Below are 20,322 nucleotides of genomic sequence, written 5' to 3'. Positions count from 1 at the left end.
AACCTCGGGTGATTTGTGAGTCTCTTTCAAAATATCATTATCATCGTACTGCTCATCATCGCAGCAGGCTTTTTATCTTTAACTGAAATTGCACTGGCTGGCGCCAGAAAAGTGAAGTTAAAAATTTTAGCTGAAGCTGGCGAGGAACGTGCTCAACAGGTACTTGATTTACAAGAACAATCTGCAGACTTTTTTGCAGCATCCCAAATTGGACTAAATGCTGTTGCAATTTTAGGCGGTATTTTAGGCGAAGCTGCTTTCCGTCCATTTTTTGTGACTTTAGTTGACCGGTTCTATGTAGGTCCCTGGTCGCAAACAATTGGTTTTGCTCTATCTTTTACTTTAGTAACATCGCTATTTATTTTATTTGCCGATCTTATGCCAAAACGCTTGGCTATGATTGCCCCAGAAAAAATTGCAATTAGTGTTATCAATCCAATTCAGGTTTTTATTAAAGTTTGTAAACCTTTAGCCTGGGGAATTAATGCCATCGCGAACCTGTTATTCCGCTTATTTAAAGTAAATACAACTCGAGAAGACAATATTACTTTTGATGATATCTCAGCTGTTATGGATGCAGGTGCCCAAGCAGGTGTACTTCAAAAACAAGAACATCATTTTATTGAAAATGTTTTTGAACTAGAAGAACGCAACGTACCATCGAGTATGACAACGCGTGAAAATGTTGTTTATTTCACTTTAAACGAACATGAAGACAGTATTCGACAAAAATTAGCAGAATATCCTTATTCTAAATTTTTAGTGTGTAATGAAAATATTGATCAGGTTATTGGGTATGTAGATGCCAAAGATTTTCTTGTTCGTATTTTAAATAATCAATCACCGACTCAATTAAATGAATCTACTATTCGCAATGTTCTCATTATTCCTGACACATTAACCCTTTCTGAATTACTTGATCGCTTCAGATCAACAAAAGAAAAGTTCGCTGTTGTAATTAATGAATATGCGCTTGTAGTTGGTGTTATCACCTTAAGCGATATCATGATTACCGTAATGGGTGACTGGGTTACCCCAATTGAAGAAGAACAGCAAATCATTAAGCGTGACAATAACTCTTGGTTAATTGATGGCAGCACACCAATTGATGACCTGAGACATGCTCTTGAAATTGACGAAATGCCCGATGAAGAGAATTATGAAACGCTAGCAGGTTTTATGATGTATCGTTTACGCAAAATTCCTCGTCCAGCCGATTTTGTCGAATTTGGTGGTTATAAATTTGAAGTTGTCGATGTGGATCATTTTAAAATCGATCAACTATTAGTTACTCGCGTATTAGAAAAATCTGAATTACATTCACCGCCTGACGAAAATTGATTTATTTTGGTGCAAAATATCCTGCCAAATGCAGGATATTTTTTTAATATGAATAAGTAGTTATTAAATTCACGCTTTCATTTAATATTCTTCATTATTAAAAGTTTAATTAATTATGCTAATCATATTTATAAATATAAAGATTAACCTCTTAATTAAAATAAAAAAATTAAGTTCAATTGAAATGAAAATTTGCGAATAAAGCATTTACAACCCCATCAGCCTTAGGTAACGTAGATATTACAAGCCTTGTAAATGGGTCTTCTTCTCATCTCAACGCTCAAAGCAAGTATAATTCTTCAAAATATATGATAATTTTAAATATGATAAAACCTTTATATAAATATTAAAGCTACTATATATAATAAATAAACTAAGCCATTAATATATATATTCAGTATTTCCGGAGAATATACCTTTTTAATTGAATATATATTAACCAAATAAACTAAATATATTATTTGTTTTTTTAATAAAAATTCATAAGAATAATAAAAGTCAAAGTTTGGAATAAACTTGTTCAGTAAAACTAAAGGCAAAGGATTGATTGTATGCTGACATTACTTGGTGTTGGCATGATTTTGTGCTTCATGTACTTAATCATGTCCAAACGTTTAAGCCCTATTATTGCTTTAATTCTTATCCCATTTATTTTTTCTCTTATTGCTTGGGGCCTAGGTCACTACTTTGAAAGCTTAAGTCATATTGAGCTTAAAGGTCTCAGCGAGATGATGCTAGAAGGCATCAAAAAACTTGCACCTACTGGTGTAATGCTATTATTTGCAATTTTATATTTTGCCTTAATGATCGATGCAGGTCTTTTCGATCCCCCGGTTAAATGGATTTTGAAAAAGGTTAAAGGCGATCCTCTAAAAATTACATTAGGGACCGTTTTTTTAACGACGTTAGTTTCTCTTGATGGTGATGGCTCAACGACATATATGATTTGTGTCGCAGCTATGCTTCCTCTCTATCAGCGACTTGGTATGAATACACTGATCATGACAGCACTTATGTTGTTATGTAGTGGTGTAATGAACCTTACGCCATGGGGTGGACCTACTGCCCGCGCAGCGAGTGCACTTCAAGTCGACCCAAGCCATATTTTTGTACCAATGATTCTTCCAATGATTATTAGTATTGGCTGGTTATTCTTCTTGGCATATTTATATGGTCGCTATGAGCAAAAACGTTTAGGCGTGATTGAGCTTGAAAGCCATCATGGTGACAATATTACTGTTTCAAAAGATCCAGAAGCGACTCGTCCACATTTGCGTAAAGTAAATATGGTACTCACCATTATTCTTATGATTGCGTTGATCAAAGGTATTTTACCAATGTCAGTGTTATTCATGCTGGCGTTCTGTATTGCGATGCTTATCAACTATCCAGATGTTGATATGCAGAAGAAACGTATCGCTATGCATGCAGATAGTATCTTGGCTGTTGTAGGCTTAATTTTTGCTGCTGGTATTTTTACAGGTATTTTATCTGGCACAGGCATGGTTGAAGCGATGTCTAAAGAATTTGTCGCAATGATTCCTGCAAGTATGGGTCCATATCTGGCACCAATTACAGCGTTGGTAAGCATGCCTTTGACGTTCTTTATGTCAAATGATGCATTCTTCTATGGTGTATTACCTATTCTTGCTGAAGCCGCTTCACATTATGGTATTAGCCCAGAAGCGATTGCTCGTGCATCAATTGTAGGCCAACCTGTACACTTATTATCACCACTTGTTCCGTCAACTTACTTGTTATGTGGTCTTGCTAAAGTCGATTTTGCAGATCATCAAAAGTTCACTTTTAAGTGGGCATTTATTACTTGTATGGTGTTGATGGGTACAGCTTTGGTGATTGGTGTTTTCCCACTTTTTAGTGCGATCTAATTCTACTCTGCTATAAAAAAATAAAAGCCCCAATTGGGGCTTTTATTTTTTATTTATTTACGTACTCAATCATCGCATCTAAGAACGCATGAAAGTGCAAGGTAATATCTTCTTCTAAAATTTTATAGGCATTATCAAATTGCACCATTGGCCAACCTTCTTTCCAAAATGGGAAGATATCATGTAAGTCATGGGTAACTATTGCATCTTCGCGAACAATTGCTTGTGAAATTTGTGCCAAAACTTGCGCTGTTTCTGCTCCATCAATAGCTAAATAATCAATACCACGCGCTTTTAAAATACGAATTCGATCTTTTTTATAGCGAATTTTTTTAGCTTGAGCTGCATTCAAACCTAGTGCAAGAGTCACTGCCTCTACAAACTTCTCTTCAAAATTTGTATTTAGTGCCACCAAAGCCTGTTTATGCGCTTCCTGACGTCCCGCTTTTCCCCCGCTACGGATAATCTCATTTGCTTCCGTATCCAGCTTATCTTTTTTCATCGACTGTAAAATGTCTAAAATTTCGATATCGCTTAAAGATTCAGGAGATTGCTCAAACATAGGAGTCCTTATACATACAACTAAAGGCACATTCTCTCATAAAAGTGATATTAAAGCAGAACAAAATTTTAAATAGCCTCTTACCTTGACTATTTTTATAGCCTTAATTTCAGAGATACCACTCATAAAATCAGATAATTCTTTGGTTATAAATTTTAATGTTTGCCAAATTAGTTTTACCCTGATAATATTATTTTACCCTGATAAAAATATGTGGCAAAAATGAATACAACAATCACCTATACCGCTTTTACTGGAAGCACACTTATTGCAAGCGACTCCCTTGTTGAACTTGCAATAAAACTAAAACATCTTCCTAAAACAACGGAAAATATTCTGATTTTTAATGATCAAACAGGTCAACAAATTGATCTTGATCTTTCTGGTTCAGAACAAGATTTTCAACAACGTTATGCTGAACCTGAAGAAATTAAAAAAGTTGGTCGACCTAAACTTGGCGTAATTTCGCGTGAAATCACTTTACAGAAAAAACATTGGGATTGGTTAGATCAACAAAGTGCGAGTGCATCAGCAGTAATTCGTAAGTTAATTGATAAAGAGTTAAATAACCCAAATTCTGAAGGCAATATTATGCTTGCCAAACAAGCCATCGACCGTTTTATGTCTGCTATGTTAGGCAATATGCCAAATTACGAGGAAGCAACACGCGCCTTATATCAAGGCGATCGGGATACATTTTTAAAGATGATTCAGAACTATCCTAAAGACTTAAGAGAATATTTAACTTTAAAAACTCAAAATATTTTCTAAACTCAATAAAAAAACCCGCTTACGCGGGTTTTTTTAGAACTCATTTTTCAATCTATTAAAGACGAACCAATTCCACGATTTTTTCTACTGCTTCTTCTATTGTTTCAGCAGTTATCTCAGTATCTGTACCATCCACAGAAGTTGTAATAGTTACAACACCAGTCTCACGTAACAGAACCAATTGCTCAGCTGTTAAACTTGCTTTCGCGATCGCAACTACGCCTTGCTGAATCAACAAACTTTCTAAGGCTTGAGCTTTTTCAATTAATTGTACAGGAACACTAATAACAGCAGGTTTTTGACCTAAACGAGCAGCACGGTCTTCAGCAGTAACAGGATTGCTATGAGCAGTCCACTCTACAGCTGCCTCTACCATCCCGGCACCCACAGTCACGTTACTTAAACGGTCAATAAAAATAAATGAACCTGTGTAACGAGAGTCTTGATATTGGTCAAATACTACTGGAGCATCAAACTCAACTACCACATCGGCAATGGCATTTAACTCAAGCTCTTCAACTTGAGTATGCTCAAGTGTATTTACATTCACACGGTAGTGAATGTTCGTCACTTTTGCTGGAACGGTTTGTGTACCAATCTTAACGTTGTACAACTTACCTTTTACAAGCGGGTGCTCATTCATCCATACCACAGAAGCACGGACGCTACGTGAAATTAATGGTTGCTCACCTGCACGTACCAGCACGTTACCACGGCTAATATCAATTTCGTCGTTTAACGTTAATGTAACTGCTTGACCAGCCACTGCTTGCTCAAGGTTACCGTCAAAAGTAACGATTTCTTTAACCGTAGAACGCTTACCAGAAGGTAACGCTACAATTTCGTCACCGACTTTAATTTCACCTAAAGCAACAGTACCCGCAAAACCACGGAAGTCGAGGTTTGGACGGTTCACATACTGAACAGGGAAACGGAATTCGTGTTTGTTTGATTCGCGGCTAATTTCCACAGACTCAAGAATACTCATCAAGGTTTGACCCTTGTACCAAGGAGTATGAGCAGATGGATTTACAACGTTATCGCCATTTAAAGCAGAGATTGGAACAAATAAGATATTAGCTGGGCGACGCTCACCTAACTGGCTTACGAACGCATCATATTCAATCTGAATTTCATTAAAACGCTCAGGTGAATATTCAACCAAGTCCATTTTATTAATGGCAACAACAATATTTTTAATACCAAGCAAACTAGCAATAAATGTATGACGACGCGTTTGTGTTTGAACACCATAGCGCGCATCAATCAAGATAATTGCAAGATCAGCAGTCGATGCACCAGTAGCCATGTTGCGGGTATATTGTTCATGTCCCGGTGTATCGGCAATAATAAACTTACGCTTTTCAGTCGAGAAATAGCGATAAGCTACATCAATAGTAATACCTTGCTCACGCTCAGCCTGTAAACCGTCTACAAGCAAAGCTAAATCTGGTGCATCACCCGTCGTACCTACTTTTTTACTATCACGGGTCACTGCTTGTAATTGATCTTCATAAATCAATTTTGAATCGTAAAGTAAACGACCAATTAAAGTACTTTTACCATCATCTACGTTACCGCAAGTCAAAAAACGCAAAAGGTCTTTTTGTTCATGCTGTTTTAGATAAGCCAGAATGTCTTGGCTGATTAAGTCTGATTGATGAGACATTGCTCAAACTCCACAAATTTAGAAACTGTCTTAGAAATAGCCTTCTTGCTTTTTCTTTTCCATTGAGCCTGCTTCATCATGGTCAATCATACGACCTTGACGCTCAGAACTTGTTGCCAATAACATTTCCTGAATAATTTCTGGCAATGTATCAGCTTCAGACTCAACTGCACCTGTTAATGGGTAACAGCCAAGCGTACGGAAACGTACAGACTTCATTTGTGGAACTTCACCCTCTTTTAAGCGCATGCGTTCATCATCCACCATAATGAGCGTACCACTACGCTCAACTACTGGACGAACAGCAGAGAAATAAAGAGGAACAATTTGAATATTTTCTAAATAGATATATTGCCAGATATCTAACTCTGTCCAGTTAGATAAAGGGAATACACGAATACTTTCGCCTTTGTTTACTTTACCGTTGTAAAGGTTCCAAAGTTCAGGACGTTGGTTTTTAGGGTCCCAACGATGCTTACTATCACGGAATGAATACACACGCTCTTTCGCACGCGATTTTTCTTCGTCACGGCGCGCACCACCAAAAGCAGCATCAAATTGATATTTATCCAAAGCCTGTTTTAAAGCTTGGGTTTTCATAATATCTGTATATTTTGAGCTACCGTGATCAAATGGATTAATCCCTGCTTCACGGCCTTCTTTATTTTGATGAACAATTAAATCAAAGCCATGGGTTTTTGCAATGTTATCGCGAAACGCGATCATGTCTTTAAACTTCCAACCTGTATCTACATGTAATAAAGGAAAAGGAAGTTTCGCAGGATAAAATGCTTTTAATGCAAGATGAAGCATCACAGCCGAATCTTTACCAATTGAGTAAAGCATGACTGGATTTTCAAATTCTGCTGCAACTTCACGAATAATATGAATACTTTCAGCTTCAAGTTGCTTGAGATGTGTAAGTCTTGATTCAGTCATGAACACGCCCTTCTCTATCCATTTTGCCCATAAAATCTAGAAGTGGTATTAAACCACCACTTAGAAGACCATGTGGAGGAACGAGTGCCATAACAACTCCAATTTTTCGTGATAAATAATCCAACCACAAGCCCTTTATGAGGCTTATAGCATTAGTTATGCATTATAGTGATTTAAAACTGTTTTCTTTTGCTTGTTTTTTCATATTGATATTCAAATTCATCATATAAATGTAAAATACTGATTTGCATAACTAACCTGTCTATCGTAGCTCGCATTATTAGCTGAAGCAAATCACGATCTCATCTTTAGATTTCTTTAAATACAATAAAAAAGAGAAGCCATTTTAGCTTCTCTCTTGCTATAGCACTATTTAATTAAAAACCAAACATTTTACGTTCTAATGGAATTTCAACACCCAGAGAAACGCCATTATCTCGACCATTACGATCTGAGTCTGTTATCCAACCATTAATTTTTAACGGAAGTGTTGGTTTTATATAGTGTGTCCAAGTCAAGTCTAAGCCTTTAATTGTATCTTTCTCAGGAAATGCCTGATTAACAGTAAGGCTTAATGGATTAACTTTTGCATAAAGAACACGTCCACTTAAACGATTCATCGTATCAAAGCTGATATTACCGCCTACTGAATACATTTGACCATCACCACCCATACCATGACCTAATGGAAAACCTTGTTGGTAAAAGCCATCATGATATACGTAATGCGTATAAGAAATTCCTGTCTTCTCTCCGAGATTTGTACGAGTGTCAGCCCATTCTGCATACAGCTGATATGGCATGTTTTTATAAACTGATGAAAAATCTGTACCTGCAAGATACATCCATTTTGCCGGCAAATAACCAGCTTCATCTTCACCAATCATCTGTCCATATATACTGACAGGGATCTGCAATAAAGGTTGTAAAGATAAACGCGCATCAAATCCACCTAATTGATTTGATGGATCTTCGCTACCATCTTGTACATTGTCACGGCCAACTACAGCTTTCCAGAAACGATCCCAGTTTTCAGGACGATCGCCACCGCCAAATTGTATTGCTCGAGATGCACCTAATTCTAGATAAGGTAGAGGCTGTGCAGTCAAACGCATGCCCAATAATTTAACTCCAGGATCAGATTCGTAATCCTGTAATCGGCCAGCGAATAATTGGTATTGCCAAGGACCAATCCAAGACAACCATTTATTTTCAAATGCATCTTGTACAGCTCGTTGCATGGTTACCCCATAAACGGGACGACTCGCATCACCACGGATTAAGCTGCCATCATGTCCAGGTCCCCACCACGTTGGAATTTGACCTGCAACAACCCACTGATTCCAGAGCTTGCCAGCAACATACGAACCTTCTACATTCACATCATGCCCACTATCAATTTGTGGATCTTTTTCAGCGTTTACACGAATTTTTGCGTCCCAGTTTTCACCGCCCGCATTAAACTCTACAGAACCTTCATACTGTGATTTATGATTATTTCCAAATGCTTGAGGAATATCTTTGATATCTGTTCCTGCAAAAGCACCTACTTTAACTGTATCGTTATCTGCTTTTAATGCATTAAGAACTGAATTAATAACTTTTTGTTGAGCTGGATGAGTTACTTTAGCCTGAGAGAGTGCGCGCTGAATTTCATCACCGCTTAAAGGCCAAGTAGAAGTGCTGATGTTAATAACACCTTGTTGATTCAACCAATTTAAATCTGTACGCAAATCATCATTATTAAGCACCAAACCTTGGGCAAAAACAGCTGAAGAGGCAGCTGTTAATAATGCAATTGAAAGTGTTTTTCTTAAAAACATGTCAGCACAATTCTCAAAGTTATTTATGAGCAACACATTAATTTTTTTATCACAAATTTGCAATTGTTAAACTGTGCAATTACATTTTTTAACGTGGTCTTAAGTTTTCTATAATTTTAGTGTTTTATATATATATAAAGAGTGAATAAAAAAAGGCAGTATAAACTGCCTTTTTGTACTTTGAAGATTAAATTAACCTTCTTTACGACGCATATGCGGGAATAAAATTACATCACGAATACTTGGCGCATCAGCAAAAAGCATAACCAAACGGTCAATACCAATACCTTCACCAGCTGTTGGAGGTAAACCGTATTCAAGCGCTTCAACAAACTCTGCATCGTAGTGCATTGCTTCGTCATCACCTGCATCTTTTTCAGCAACCTGAGCTTGGAAACGCTCTGCCTGATCAATTGGGTCATTTAACTCACTAAAGCCATTTGCCAATTCACGTCCACCGATGAAAAATTCGAAACGATCGGTAATGTGCGGATTGTCATCATTACGACGAGCAAGTGGAGACGTTTCCGCTGGATATTCAGTAATAAAGGTAGGTTGACGGAGTTTAGTTTCAACTGTTTCTTCAAATACGATTGTTTGAAGTTTACCTAAACCAAAACCAGGTTTAACTTGCTCTTTTAATTCCTCACGCACAAATTTTGCAAGGAACTCACGATCACCAACGTTTTCTGGGGTGAACTGAGGGTTATTCTCTAAAATGGCATCAAACATAGAGATTTTCTTGAATGGCCCTTTAAAGCTAAACACTTCACCTTGGTAAGGCACATCAGTCGTACCTAAAATATCAAGAGCTAGCTTTTCAAGCATATTTTCAGTTAAAGCCATCAAATCTTTATAATCAGCATAGGCCTGATAAAACTCGATCATTGTAAATTCAGGGTTATGACGTGTTGACACCCCTTCATTACGGAAGTTACGGTTAATTTCAAACACACGCTCAAAACCACCAACAACCAAACGCTTTAAATAAAGTTCTGGTGCGATACGCAAGAATAACGGCATATCTAAAGCATTGTGATGCGTTTCAAACGGACGTGCAGACGCACCACCTGGAATTACATGCATCATTGGCGTTTCGACTTCCATGAAACGCTCATTTGTTAAAAATGCACGAATACCTGCAACAACTTTGGCACGAATTTCAAAAGTCTTACGAGTTTCTTCATTCACGATTAAGTCGAGGTAACGCTTACGGTACTTAACTTCTGTATCATTCAAACCATGAAATTTATCTGGTAACGGACGAAGCGATTTTGTAAGAAGTTCAAAGCTTTCAAGGTGTACATATAAGTCACCTTTGCCAGAACGACCAATATAACCTTCAGCAGCAATAATATCGCCTAGGTCCAAACCTTTAATGGTCTCAAGAATATCTTTTGGTAAACCTTTACGGTCAACATATAACTGGATACGCCCAGTCATATCTTGAATCACCATGAAAGAACCACGGTTTAACATGACACGGCCAGCAACTTTTACATAGACATGTTCAGCGCTTTCAATTTGTTCTTTCGACTGATCTTTAAATTGTTCTTGTAAATCGGCAGCGTAGTGTTCACGTTTAAATGTATTTGGCCAAGGACTCTTTCCAGTATCCTTTGCAACATCTTGGATTTGCTTTAATTTGGCATGACGCTGTGCGATTAAATCGTTTTCGGAAATAGTTGGTTCAGAAGTCGATTGAGCGTTTTGTTGCGTCATCTCTGCCTCGATTAAGTAAAAATTAAGTGGCATAGCTTAACAGATTGCGGGAGTTTTTCGAAAGATTTCAACAAAACAAAAATGAAAAAAGTCAAACCACTCACACTAAATCAGTATTCAATGACGAAAATTACTTAGACCAATCGCTAAGATCATTTTTTTTTGCTTTAAGTAAAATATAAAAAAATCCAAATGACCTCGATATTAAAAGGCTTTTTTTCCTTTTATTTTATCCATGAGATTGTGTAGTAAATAATGAAAATTCTATTTTTACATGGCTTGGATTCTTCTCGTGAATCAACAAAGTTCCATGCCATCTTGCATCCTGAAAAATTTTGTATTGATGTTGATTATCGAAACCTAAGCTACTCTTCAGTTAAAGATTTTTATCACCAAGCGATCGAAACAATTAAACCTGACTTATTGGTTGGACATAGTCTTGGCGGCTACTGGGCATTGAAAACAGCCGCTCAACATAAATTAGCGGTGATTGTTGCTAACCCAAGCCTTAATCCTAGTTTTCGTAATGATTACCCTCACCTTTGTGATGAAGATCTTGATCACTCTCATCCTAAAATGGCTTATTTAGAGTTAGGAGACGAGCAACTTGATATGTATCAAGTACAGGAAAAGCTTTCACCTTATATGACAGTAGAAACATATGACGGAGGGCATCATCGTCTTGCTTATCCTTCTCGTCTCAATGATCTGATTTCTAAAATTCATAAAAAATACTTTGCCTAAACAACGAACTGAGTAAGATGAACTAGCTCCCTTCAGCAATATGTTTTACAACTTCAAAACCTTGAATAAAGCCACTTTTTAACATACCGATATATTCAGGTAAGGTGGCCAATTCAACTTTTAAAGTTGTAGTATTCCCATTTTGGCTTAAAAAATATTTTTCTAGCGAACCACTCCAGCCCTTCACCTCTTCACTTTCTAAGTCTTCCTTACCCTCTTTAATCATTCCTAAATGTTTAAAAATTAGCACTTCAGGCTTTTTCATTTCTTCAATGGTCGAAACCATTCCATTTCCTTCTCCGTCTAGAAAATATGTTTTACCACCAATTTCCCAGTCAGTACGCATTGAAGAATCCGGCGCAAAGAATTTCGTCCATGCATTATATGTCTCGCTATTCCAAAGTACGTTCCATACTTTTTCTATAGGCGCGTTAATCTCTACTTCATATACTAGAATTTCCATACTCAACTTCCTTATCTCTGTTACTCAAGTATTCAACAAACTTTATCGCTTTATATAAACATCAATTTATCTGTCTATTTATTAATCAGCTTATGTTTTTAAGAACTTTATTTATATAAATGCTTTGTTCTTTTTGTAACCCTTCATATCACTTAAAACCTTATTAGATTAATAAGTGAATAAAAAAATATGATTTATTATGTATTTATGTTGAAGTTTTGCCTAAATAACCAGTTATTTGTCTCGATATGCCATTCATCTTTGCTTACGAATGATTAAACTCCCTTATGTGCTTTACTTTAAATGTAGAACTGCGTAAAAATTTGATACCCGATCAAAGCTACATTAGTTATTATTGAACGGATCGTAGTTACATTATTAATAGATGGAATAGTTTTACTGAAAGGCAGCTTTGAGCAAACTTATCAGTGCGGAGAGTCTCATGAAAAAATATCAATGTATCGTTTGTGGATGGATTTACGATGAAGCAGAAGGTTGGCCACAAGACGGCATTGCAGCTGGAACAAAATGGGAAGATATCCCTGATGATTGGACTTGCCCTGATTGTGGCGTTTCAAAAGCTGACTTTGAAATGATCGAAATCTAATGTCTTAAATGAAAAGGCCATGATTTACATGGTCTTTTTTATATATTACCAATCACCGTATTAAATGAACAATTCTAATTCTGGAGAAAAAAATGCATCCAATCGTCATTATCGGATCAGGCATGGCGGGTTATACCTTAGCACGTGAGTTCCGTAAGCTTAACCCAGAGCAAGAACTTGTGATGATTTGTGCGGATGATGCGGTGAACTATGCAAAACCAACGTTATCTAATGCCTTTGCAGGTAAAAAGGCTCCGGAACAAATTCCGTTAGGTGATGCTGCAAAAATGAGTGCACAGCTCAATATGCGTATTGAACCTTTTACATGGGTGAAAGAAATTTTAGCTGAGCGTCATGAGCTTGTTCTGGAAAAAGATGGTGTTGTTTCTCAACAACCCTATTCAAAATTAATTTTGGCTATTGGTGCCAACCCGATTCGTCTTGCAATTGCAGGAGATGGCAGTGATGACATTCATGTAGTGAACTCACTAATTGACTATCGTACCTTCCGCGAAAACCTTGCTCAACGTAAAGATAAACGTGTTGTGATTTTGGGTGCTGGTTTAATCGGTTGTGAATTTGCCAACGACTTACTTCATAGTGAATATGATGTAACGGTAATTGATTTAGCACCTCAACCATTGGGTCGTTTATTACCGTCACACATTGCTTCAGCATTCCAAGAAAATCTTGAAGAAGCTGGAGTTAAATTTGCATTAGGCACTACCGTTGAAAAAGTAAGTAAAATCGATAACGGTGAAGATTACGCAGTTACATTAGCAAATGGTCAAACTTTAGTTGCTGATATCGTACTTTCAGCAATTGGCCTACAACCAAATATTTCTCTTGCTCAAAGCGCAAATATTCAAACCAGCCGTGGTGTAATTACCAATAGCTTACTTGAAACGAATCAAGCAGATATTTATGCAATTGGTGACTGTGCAGAAGTTAACGGTACCCTGCTTCCTTATGTAATGCCAATTATGCAGCAAGCGCGTGCTCTAGCAAAAACATTAAGCGGCCAACAGACAAATGTACATTATCCTGCAATGCCAGTTGCGGTAAAAACTCCGGCTGCACCACTTACAGTTTTACCGGCACCAGTTGATGTCGATGTAAATTGGGAAACTGAAGAATTCGACGATGGTATGCTTGCCAAAGCACTTGATAATGACGGAACATTACGTGGTTTCGTATTGTTAGGTGCGACAGCAGGCAAGCAACGTTTAACTTTAACTAAGCTTGTTCCAGATCTTATTCCTGCCCAAGCATAAAGTTTAAATTAGGAATACTCGCTAAAGAGTATTCCTTTAAGGTATGAATAACATGAATAGCGCCTTACAATTTAGTATTTCACCCTACACTCCTTTTATGCAGGAAACCAAAGTCAACTTAGGCAACGGTATTGAATTGCATGTAGAAGTAGGTGGAAAACCAGAACACCCGACCATTTTGCTGATTATGGGCTTAGGTGCTCAAATGCTATTTTGGCCGGACTTTTTCTGTAAATCGCTCATTGATCAAGGTTTTCGTGTTATTCGTTTTGATAACCGTGATATTGGCCTTTCTTCAAAAGTTCGTCATCAGGGTAAACGTTTAAATACCATGAAGTTGATGGGACGTTTTGCTTTAGGGTTAAGTAATCAGGGCGCACCTTATACATTGTATGATATGGCTGACGACGTATCGATGCTTCTTGACCGTTTAGGCGTAAGTAAGACTCATGTAGTCGGTGCATCAATGGGCGGTATGATTGCCCAAATTCTTGCTGCAAAATATCCAGAAAAAGTAGAAAAGTTAGGTTTGATGTTTACAAGTAACAATCAACCCTTTTTACCCCCACCGTTTCCTAAACAACTTTTAAGTTTGATTGGCAAACCAGAATCACGTGATGAAGAAGGGATTGTTAATCACAGCTTAAAATTATTCCAGTTAATTGGTTCTCCTGGTTATATTAACCATATTGAAGCCGTTCAAACCGCACGAAAACTTTATCAACGTAGCTATTATCCTGCTGGTGTACTTCAACAGTTTTTAGCAATATTATGTACAGGTTCCTTACTGCAACTGGACCGTGAAATTAAGCAACCCACAATAGTCTTACATGGCTCTCGTGATCGCTTACTTCCACCGAGCCACGGTAAGGCTGTAGCAAAAGCAATTTCCGGTGCTAAGTTTGAATTAATTGATGGAATGGGGCATGATATCCCTGCCCATTTTATTCCACAGCTTAGCGGTTTATTTGCGCATCATTTTAAATCATCATACTAGGACACTATGGCTGCATTACCCTCACTAAGACAGCTATCATATTTAGTTACGTTGTCGGAAACTTTGCATTTTACTGAAGCAGCACGTCGCTCTTTTGTTACCCAATCGACTTTATCGGGCGGCATTATGGAGCTAGAAAGGCTACTAGGTGGCGTTCTGGTTGAACGTGACCGTCAGAATGTGCGTTTAACGCCATTAGGTGAGCAAGTCGTTGCTCGAGCCCGTGTATTGCTAGCAGATGCTCAGGATTTAATGCGTTTAAGCCGTGAAATGAGTGAACCATTAACTGGTGATCTTCATTTGGGTGTTATTCCAACCATTGCACCTTTTATCCTGACACGGTTACTTGATGAAGTGCATCACCAATTACCAAAAATTCAGTTGCATTTACATGAAGCTCAAAGCGAGAAAATTGTAGAGCGATTAGAGCATGGTAATTTGGACATGATCGTTCTTGCACTACCTTTTGACACAAGAAGTCTAAAAGTAGCTGAAATTTCAAAAGAAAATTTGTATCTCGTTTGCAGTAAACAAGATACAAATGCGCTTCAAGCAAACTCTCTAGATGACCTCGATTTGTCACGACTGATTTTACTTGAAGAAGGCCATTGCTTACGTGACCACGTATTAAGTGCGTGTCCAATTGGTGAGCGTAAAAACGATAACCGTTTAAAAGCAAGTTCATTACCTACCTTAGTTGAGATGGTGTCTTCTAATTTAGGTTTTACGCTTTTACCAGAAATCGCAATTGAAAATAGTATGATCAAGTTTAATGATCAGATTACTGCAAAACCAATTGAAGATGCACCAAGTCGTACTCTGGCACTCGTTACACGTAAAAGTACACCACTACAAAGCGAATTTGATGTACTCCTGCAAATCATGCAGAAAATCACAACAAATTTACATGAATAAAAAAAGGAGTCTTCGGACTCCTTTTTCTTTTACTGCGCTGTTAAAGATGCCCATTTGAAAACCCAAGCTGATTTCAAATCTAAATTCTCATCTGAAATGATTTTTTCTCGAATGATTTGTGCAATCGCATAATCATTGGCTGGATCTATCATGACCCGTATTCCTTTTGTGGTTGGACTAGTCACAACCTTATATCCTTTGGCGTGCAATTGTGACTGGAGCATATTTGCTTTATTTTGATTAGGTGCTAATGCGACTTGTACCATCCATTTTTTTTCACCATTTTCTAAAATTTCTTTAGCCACTGCTGCATCAAGCTGTTTTTTATTCTCAAGAGTTTTCTTTTCTTCTATTTTTTTTGATTGAGTCTCTTCGGCCTTCTTTTGTGTTAACTGCTCATCTTGAGTCGTTTTTCTTTTTTGAATCGTCATCGCTTTATTTTGTGTTTCATTCTTCTTATTTTTTTCCCTAGGCGGCTGTACAAAATAGGGATATATCATTTGATCATCATATTTATGAAATACAATAATATCTCCATAGCACTTTTGATCTGCATAGGCAGTCACTGGCATTACCCCTAAAAATATTCTAATAAATAAACTTTTAATAAAGCATTGCATATTATTCACTTACCAAAGTTAAGTATATTTAATGCGGCGTATTAAAGTAGATTTCTCGTGATTTGTATATTTTTAATATTCAAAGTTTTATGCAAAGAATCACATATTTTTTAAACATCTTGCGTTAATTCAAATTATTATTGTATATCTTGCAACCATTTAAGTATTCAGACTAAAATACCTTGAATTTCATATAATTAAAAAAACCGACATAAAGTCGGTTTTCTAATATTAAGTTTTATTTAAATGTTTCTAATAATTCTCTTTGAGCATTATGCAGTTTTTCACCTTCAGCAGGTTGGGCACGAACCCAAGTACCATCACCTTGTAATAACCAAGCTTGCTGATTATCTTGCAAATAATTAAGAAGACCTTGTTGATAAATTCGTTTCTTCAATGCTGGGTCTTCAATTGGGAAACATGCTTCAACACGATTAAATAGGTTACGATCCATCCAGTCTGCACTTGAACAGTAAATACGTGCATCGCCGTTATTACTAAAGTAATAAACACGCGTATGCTCAAGGAAGCGCCCTACGATTGAACGTACTCGAATGTTTTCCGATAAATTCGGTAATCCTGGACGTAAGCAACAAATCGAACGAATAATCAGATCTACCTGCACCCCTGCTTGAGAAGCTTCATACAATTTATTAATTAACTGAACTTCAGTTAAAGCATTTACTTTCACAATAATTTGAGCTTTACGACCAGCCTTAGCATTGGCAATTTCTTCATCAATAAAGTTGATGAGCTGAGCATGCAAAGTAAAAGGTGCATGGAGCAACTTTTTCAGTTTTGCCATTTTGCCCATACCTGTTAACTCTTGGAAGATACGATGTACGTCTTCACATAAGTCTTTATCGGTCGTCATAAGACCATAATCGGTATAAATACGGGCATTCATGGCATGGTAGTTACCTGTTCCTAAATGAACATAACGTACCAATTTATTATTTTCACGGCGTACTACCATAATCATTTTGGCATGCGTTTTATAACCCACAATGCCATAAACGACTACCGCTCCTGCTTCTTGAAGCACATTTGCCACTTCAATGTTTGATTCTTCATCAAAACGGGCACGTAACTCAATAACTGCCGTTACTTCTTTTCCATTACGTGCAGCTTCGGCCAAGACTTGTACAATTTCCGAATCAACACCACTACGGTAAAGCGTTTGTTTAATTGCAAGTACTTGTGGATCACGTGCTGCTTCGCGGAGTAACTGAATAACTGGAGCAAAAGATTCAAATGGATGATGAAGCAAAATATCCTGCTTTTGCATAGCCGAGAAAATACTCTCAGTCTTTTTAAATACTTTTGGTACGACCGGTGTATGTGAGTCATAACGCAAATGAGGACGTTTAAAGTTTGAAACCAGACGAGCCAAGTTTACAGGACCATCAACTTTGTATAGTTGCTCATCGGTTAAATCGAATTCTTCCAATAAATATTCATAAATATGCTGTGGACAGTTATGAGTCACTTCTAAGCGAACTGCACGACCAAATCGGCGTGAACTTAACTCACCTTTTAAAGCTTTTGCTAAATCTTCAACGTCCTCATTGAGCGCCAAATCGGCATTACGGGTAACACGGAATTGGTAACAACCCGTTGCAGTCATGCCTGGGAACAAGTCTGATACATGCTCATGAATAATGGCAGACAGCATGACATGATGCTCTTTACCGCCTGTCAACTCATCTGGTAATCGTACAACCCGAGGTAATGAGCGTGGTGCTGGTACAACCGCTAAGTCAATTTGACGACCAAACGCATCTTTACCTTCTAAGGTCACAATAAAGTTCAAGCTTTTATTGACTAAACGCGGGAATGGATGAGCTGGATCTAGACTAATTGGTGTTAGAACAGGCGCAACTTGTTCCTGAAAATATTTTTTAACCCAAGCTGATTGAGCTGGTGTTAACTCCCCACGACGTAAGAAGCAAATATCTTCTTCACGGAGTTTAGGCAAGATTTCTTCATTTAAAATACGATATTGACGTTCAATTGCCGCATGAGCAGTCTCAGAGATTTTTTGTAAGACTTGTCTAGGTGTTAAACCATCTGGACTTCGACTTTCATTGCCTAAAGCATATTGCTCCATGACACCAGCTACACGAATTTCAAAAAACTCATCTAAATTACGTGAAAAAATAAGCAAGAAATTCATTCGTTCAAGTAATGGATGTAAAGGGTCGACTGCCTGTTCCAATACACGCAAATGAAAGTCAAGAATAGACAATTCACGATTAATATAACGGTCGTTATAACTATATTCTGTTGGGGTCGTTGCTGTAATCGCTGTATTCATGTCTAACTTAATCTCTTTCCAACCAAAATCTCTGCAAAATAGTATGCTGTAAAATTATGTCAATTTGATAAAAACTAAAAAAATAACACATCTTTAAGACAGAGTTATTCAGGAATCTGGGTGCTATTCATATAACGTAAAATAACGCGTTTTCGATATTGTAGTTTATGGTCATTACGATGATCTTGATAATATTTTGGATCTGGTAATAATGCGGCTAAAAAAGCAGCTTGTTCGCGTGTTAGGTTTTTAGCACTTTTACCATAATAATATTGAGCAGCAGCTTCAACACCATATAAATGTTTGCCAAATTCAACAGAGTTCATATAGACCTCAAGAATTCGACGTTTTGACCACATACGCTCCATCATCCATGTCGCCACTGTTTCTTGGCCTTTGCGAATAAATGATCGCTTATTGTATAAGAACAAGTTCTTTGCAAGTTGTTGAGACACAGTGGAACCACCCGCAACCACTTCGCCCTCTTCGTTATTACGCTCTAGCGCAAAACGAATACCATCCCAGTCAAAGCCATGATGGTGGATAAACTTTGCATCTTCACCGGCTAAAATTGCATGTTTGAAATTATCGCTTATATCATCATAGTCGAGCCATTCATGAATGATCGGCCGAGATGTATCTGACCAATAATCAATTCGCATGAACATGGTAGTATCAACTTCATGAGTACGCCACCAAACTAAACTTGAGAAAATCCAAAGCTGAATTAGGAGAATTAGACCAATAAAAATTAACAACACGCGAACAATAAAAGCTTTCATGTTCGTCCCAATCTCCTGTATTCAACTTTTTTCATGTTAAGCTGTAAAGCATGTTCATATATAACAAAAGCATAGCATGACTCAATCTCAGCCTCCGCACATTAATCGTAAACTCAATGTACAAGCATGGTGGCTGACGGCCCTACTGATCTCAATCAATGTAGGTTTGTTCATCTGGCAAATTATATCTGGAGTCGACATTAGCGACCCAGCCATAAAAGATGCTCTTCACTGGGGTGCAGATTTTACACCACTTACTTTTTCTGGACAGCCCGAACGTTTATTTACCAGCATGTTTTTTCACTTTGGTATCATTCACCTTATGCTTAACATGTGGGCCCTATATATTTTCGGTAATGTCGCTGAAGCTTTATTTGGTCGTTTATATTTTATCGGCCTATATTTGCTTGCTGGCCTGTTTGGTAGCCTTTTAAGTAGTTATATCAATATTCAAAATGGACATGAATTACTACAACATTTTGACCAAAGCTTGCTCCCTCATGTAAGTGCCGGAGCCTCTGGTGCTGTGATGGGATTAGGTGCGGCTTTAACTGTCCTTTCATTATTTCCTCCTCTACCTCATCAAGCCTATATACTCGATAAAAAAGCATTATTAATGATTATGGCGATTAACCTTATATTCGGTCTGGTTGCCACAGGTATCAATAATGCTGCACATGTCGGCGGTATGATTATGGGTGCATTACTCGCGCTGATTTGGTATTTAAGTTACCGTACTAAACTTAGTACGACCTTAAAATTTTTGGGTCTAATGGGAGGACTCTTATTAACAGTCGGCTTCTATATTTACTGTAATCAACTGAACTCACCATTACTTCCACTTTGGCATGAAATTTTAATTCAGAACCCAGAAATACTGCCTTAAC

19 protein-coding genes are annotated in these 20,322 nt (G+C 37.4%); 9 read left to right on the top strand and 10 right to left on the bottom strand.

The window, feature by feature from the left end; genetic code table 11:
• Nucleotides 1-15: 15 nt before the first annotated feature.
• Both ACLCEG_RS15825 and ACLCEG_RS15820 read left to right on the top strand, forming a co-directional pair.
• Nucleotides 16-1,341 (top strand): hemolysin family protein, encoded by a 1,326-nt coding sequence (locus ACLCEG_RS15825; RefSeq protein ID WP_019456855.1) that lies wholly within the window; start codon nucleotides 16-18, stop codon nucleotides 1,339-1,341.
• A 551-nt stretch (nucleotides 1,342-1,892) separates the two neighbouring features.
• The gene (locus ACLCEG_RS15820) at nucleotides 1,893-3,230 is read left to right on the top strand and encodes a CitMHS family transporter (RefSeq protein ID WP_004703084.1); all 1,338 of its coding nucleotides are present in this window, start codon (nucleotides 1,893-1,895) and stop codon (nucleotides 3,228-3,230) included.
• Nucleotides 3,231-3,279: 49 nt separating this feature from the next.
• On the opposite strand, the gene ACLCEG_RS15815 is transcribed toward ACLCEG_RS15820, so the two are convergent.
• Entirely contained in the window at nucleotides 3,280-3,792 is a 513-nt protein-coding gene (locus ACLCEG_RS15815; protein WP_049065783.1) for a hypothetical protein, read from the bottom strand.
• Nucleotides 3,793-4,005: 213 nt separating this feature from the next.
• On the opposite strand from ACLCEG_RS15815, the gene ACLCEG_RS15810 reads away from it, so the two are divergent.
• Nucleotides 4,006-4,563, top strand: coding sequence for a DUF2239 family protein (locus ACLCEG_RS15810; RefSeq protein ID WP_410568260.1), 558 nt, complete (start codon nucleotides 4,006-4,008; stop codon nucleotides 4,561-4,563).
• A gap of 55 nt (nucleotides 4,564-4,618) precedes the next feature.
• On the opposite strand, the gene cysN is transcribed toward ACLCEG_RS15810, so the two are convergent.
• From cysN to lysS, 5 genes are all read right to left on the bottom strand, one after another.
• Nucleotides 4,619-6,232, bottom strand: coding sequence for a sulfate adenylyltransferase subunit CysN (gene cysN, locus ACLCEG_RS15805; RefSeq protein ID WP_191015479.1), 1,614 nt, complete (start codon nucleotides 6,230-6,232; stop codon nucleotides 4,619-4,621).
• A gap of 30 nt (nucleotides 6,233-6,262) precedes the next feature.
• A complete protein-coding gene (cysD, locus tag ACLCEG_RS15800; RefSeq protein WP_346523270.1) occupies nucleotides 6,263-7,171 on the bottom strand; it encodes a sulfate adenylyltransferase subunit CysD in 909 nt (302 codons plus the stop codon).
• Nucleotides 7,164-7,295, bottom strand: a complete 132-nt coding sequence (locus ACLCEG_RS15795) for a hypothetical protein (RefSeq protein WP_081401316.1) — start codon at nucleotides 7,293-7,295, stop codon at nucleotides 7,164-7,166. Before ACLCEG_RS15795 ends, cysD begins: the two co-directional genes overlap by 8 nt.
• 253 nt (nucleotides 7,296-7,548) lie before the next feature.
• Nucleotides 7,549-8,994, bottom strand: a complete 1,446-nt coding sequence (locus ACLCEG_RS15790) for a capsule assembly Wzi family protein (RefSeq protein ID WP_410568257.1) — start codon at nucleotides 8,992-8,994, stop codon at nucleotides 7,549-7,551.
• A gap of 192 nt (nucleotides 8,995-9,186) precedes the next feature.
• Entirely contained in the window at nucleotides 9,187-10,716 is a 1,530-nt protein-coding gene (gene lysS / locus ACLCEG_RS15785) for a lysine--tRNA ligase (RefSeq protein ID WP_004703097.1), read from the bottom strand.
• A 255-nt stretch (nucleotides 10,717-10,971) separates the two neighbouring features.
• Between lysS and ACLCEG_RS15780 the strand changes: the two genes are divergently transcribed.
• Nucleotides 10,972-11,460 carry a YqiA/YcfP family alpha/beta fold hydrolase gene (locus ACLCEG_RS15780; RefSeq protein ID WP_004703099.1) on the top strand — a complete coding sequence of 163 codons (489 nt, stop codon included), beginning with the start codon at nucleotides 10,972-10,974 and terminating at the stop codon, nucleotides 11,458-11,460.
• Between the two features lie 22 nt (nucleotides 11,461-11,482).
• Here ACLCEG_RS15780 and ACLCEG_RS15775 read toward each other — a convergent pair whose 3' ends face one another.
• Nucleotides 11,483-11,923, bottom strand: coding sequence for an SRPBCC family protein (locus tag ACLCEG_RS15775; protein ID WP_191012780.1), 441 nt, complete (start codon nucleotides 11,921-11,923; stop codon nucleotides 11,483-11,485).
• Nucleotides 11,924-12,365: 442 nt separating this feature from the next.
• On the opposite strand from ACLCEG_RS15775, the gene rubA reads away from it, so the two are divergent.
• The 4 genes from rubA (at nucleotide 12,366) to oxyR (ending at nucleotide 15,716) form a co-directional block, all read left to right on the top strand.
• Nucleotides 12,366-12,530 carry a rubredoxin RubA gene (gene rubA / locus ACLCEG_RS15770; protein WP_000760495.1) on the top strand — a complete coding sequence of 55 codons (165 nt, stop codon included), beginning with the start codon at nucleotides 12,366-12,368 and terminating at the stop codon, nucleotides 12,528-12,530.
• Between the two features lie 92 nt (nucleotides 12,531-12,622).
• Nucleotides 12,623-13,804, top strand: a complete 1,182-nt coding sequence (gene rubB, locus ACLCEG_RS15765) for a rubredoxin reductase RubB (RefSeq protein WP_410568255.1) — start codon at nucleotides 12,623-12,625, stop codon at nucleotides 13,802-13,804.
• 52 nt (nucleotides 13,805-13,856) lie between these two features.
• A complete protein-coding gene (gene estB, locus ACLCEG_RS15760) occupies nucleotides 13,857-14,801 on the top strand; it encodes an esterase EstB (protein WP_004703103.1) in 945 nt (314 codons plus the stop codon).
• A 6-nt stretch (nucleotides 14,802-14,807) separates the two neighbouring features.
• Entirely contained in the window at nucleotides 14,808-15,716 is a 909-nt protein-coding gene (oxyR, locus tag ACLCEG_RS15755) for a LysR family transcriptional regulator OxyR (protein WP_004703104.1), read from the top strand.
• Nucleotides 15,717-15,745: 29 nt separating this feature from the next.
• Here oxyR and ACLCEG_RS15750 read toward each other — a convergent pair whose 3' ends face one another.
• From ACLCEG_RS15750 to mtgA, 3 genes are all read right to left on the bottom strand, one after another.
• Nucleotides 15,746-16,336: an SPOR domain-containing protein gene (locus ACLCEG_RS15750; RefSeq protein WP_348885296.1), complete on the bottom strand. Its 591-nt coding sequence runs from the start codon at nucleotides 16,334-16,336 to the stop codon at nucleotides 15,746-15,748.
• A 238-nt stretch (nucleotides 16,337-16,574) separates the two neighbouring features.
• Complete coding sequence (ppk1, locus tag ACLCEG_RS15745; RefSeq protein ID WP_019456848.1) at nucleotides 16,575-18,653, bottom strand: polyphosphate kinase 1; 2,079 nt, start codon at nucleotides 18,651-18,653, stop codon at nucleotides 16,575-16,577.
• A gap of 104 nt (nucleotides 18,654-18,757) precedes the next feature.
• A complete protein-coding gene (gene mtgA / locus ACLCEG_RS15740) occupies nucleotides 18,758-19,435 on the bottom strand; it encodes a monofunctional biosynthetic peptidoglycan transglycosylase (RefSeq protein ID WP_049065774.1) in 678 nt (225 codons plus the stop codon).
• Nucleotides 19,436-19,511: 76 nt separating this feature from the next.
• On the opposite strand from mtgA, the gene ACLCEG_RS15735 reads away from it, so the two are divergent.
• Nucleotides 19,512-20,321, top strand: coding sequence for a rhomboid family intramembrane serine protease (locus ACLCEG_RS15735; protein ID WP_004703112.1), 810 nt, complete (start codon nucleotides 19,512-19,514; stop codon nucleotides 20,319-20,321).
• Nucleotide 20,322: the final 1 nt, after the last annotated feature.

It is taken from the genome of Acinetobacter sp. H1(2024), from assembly GCF_046557555.1.
In the GTDB taxonomy this organism is placed as follows: Bacteria; Pseudomonadota; Gammaproteobacteria; order Pseudomonadales; family Moraxellaceae; genus Acinetobacter; species Acinetobacter seifertii.
The sequence above is the reverse complement of the archived record's forward strand: the minus strand, read 5'-3'. Positions and strand labels throughout refer to the sequence as shown.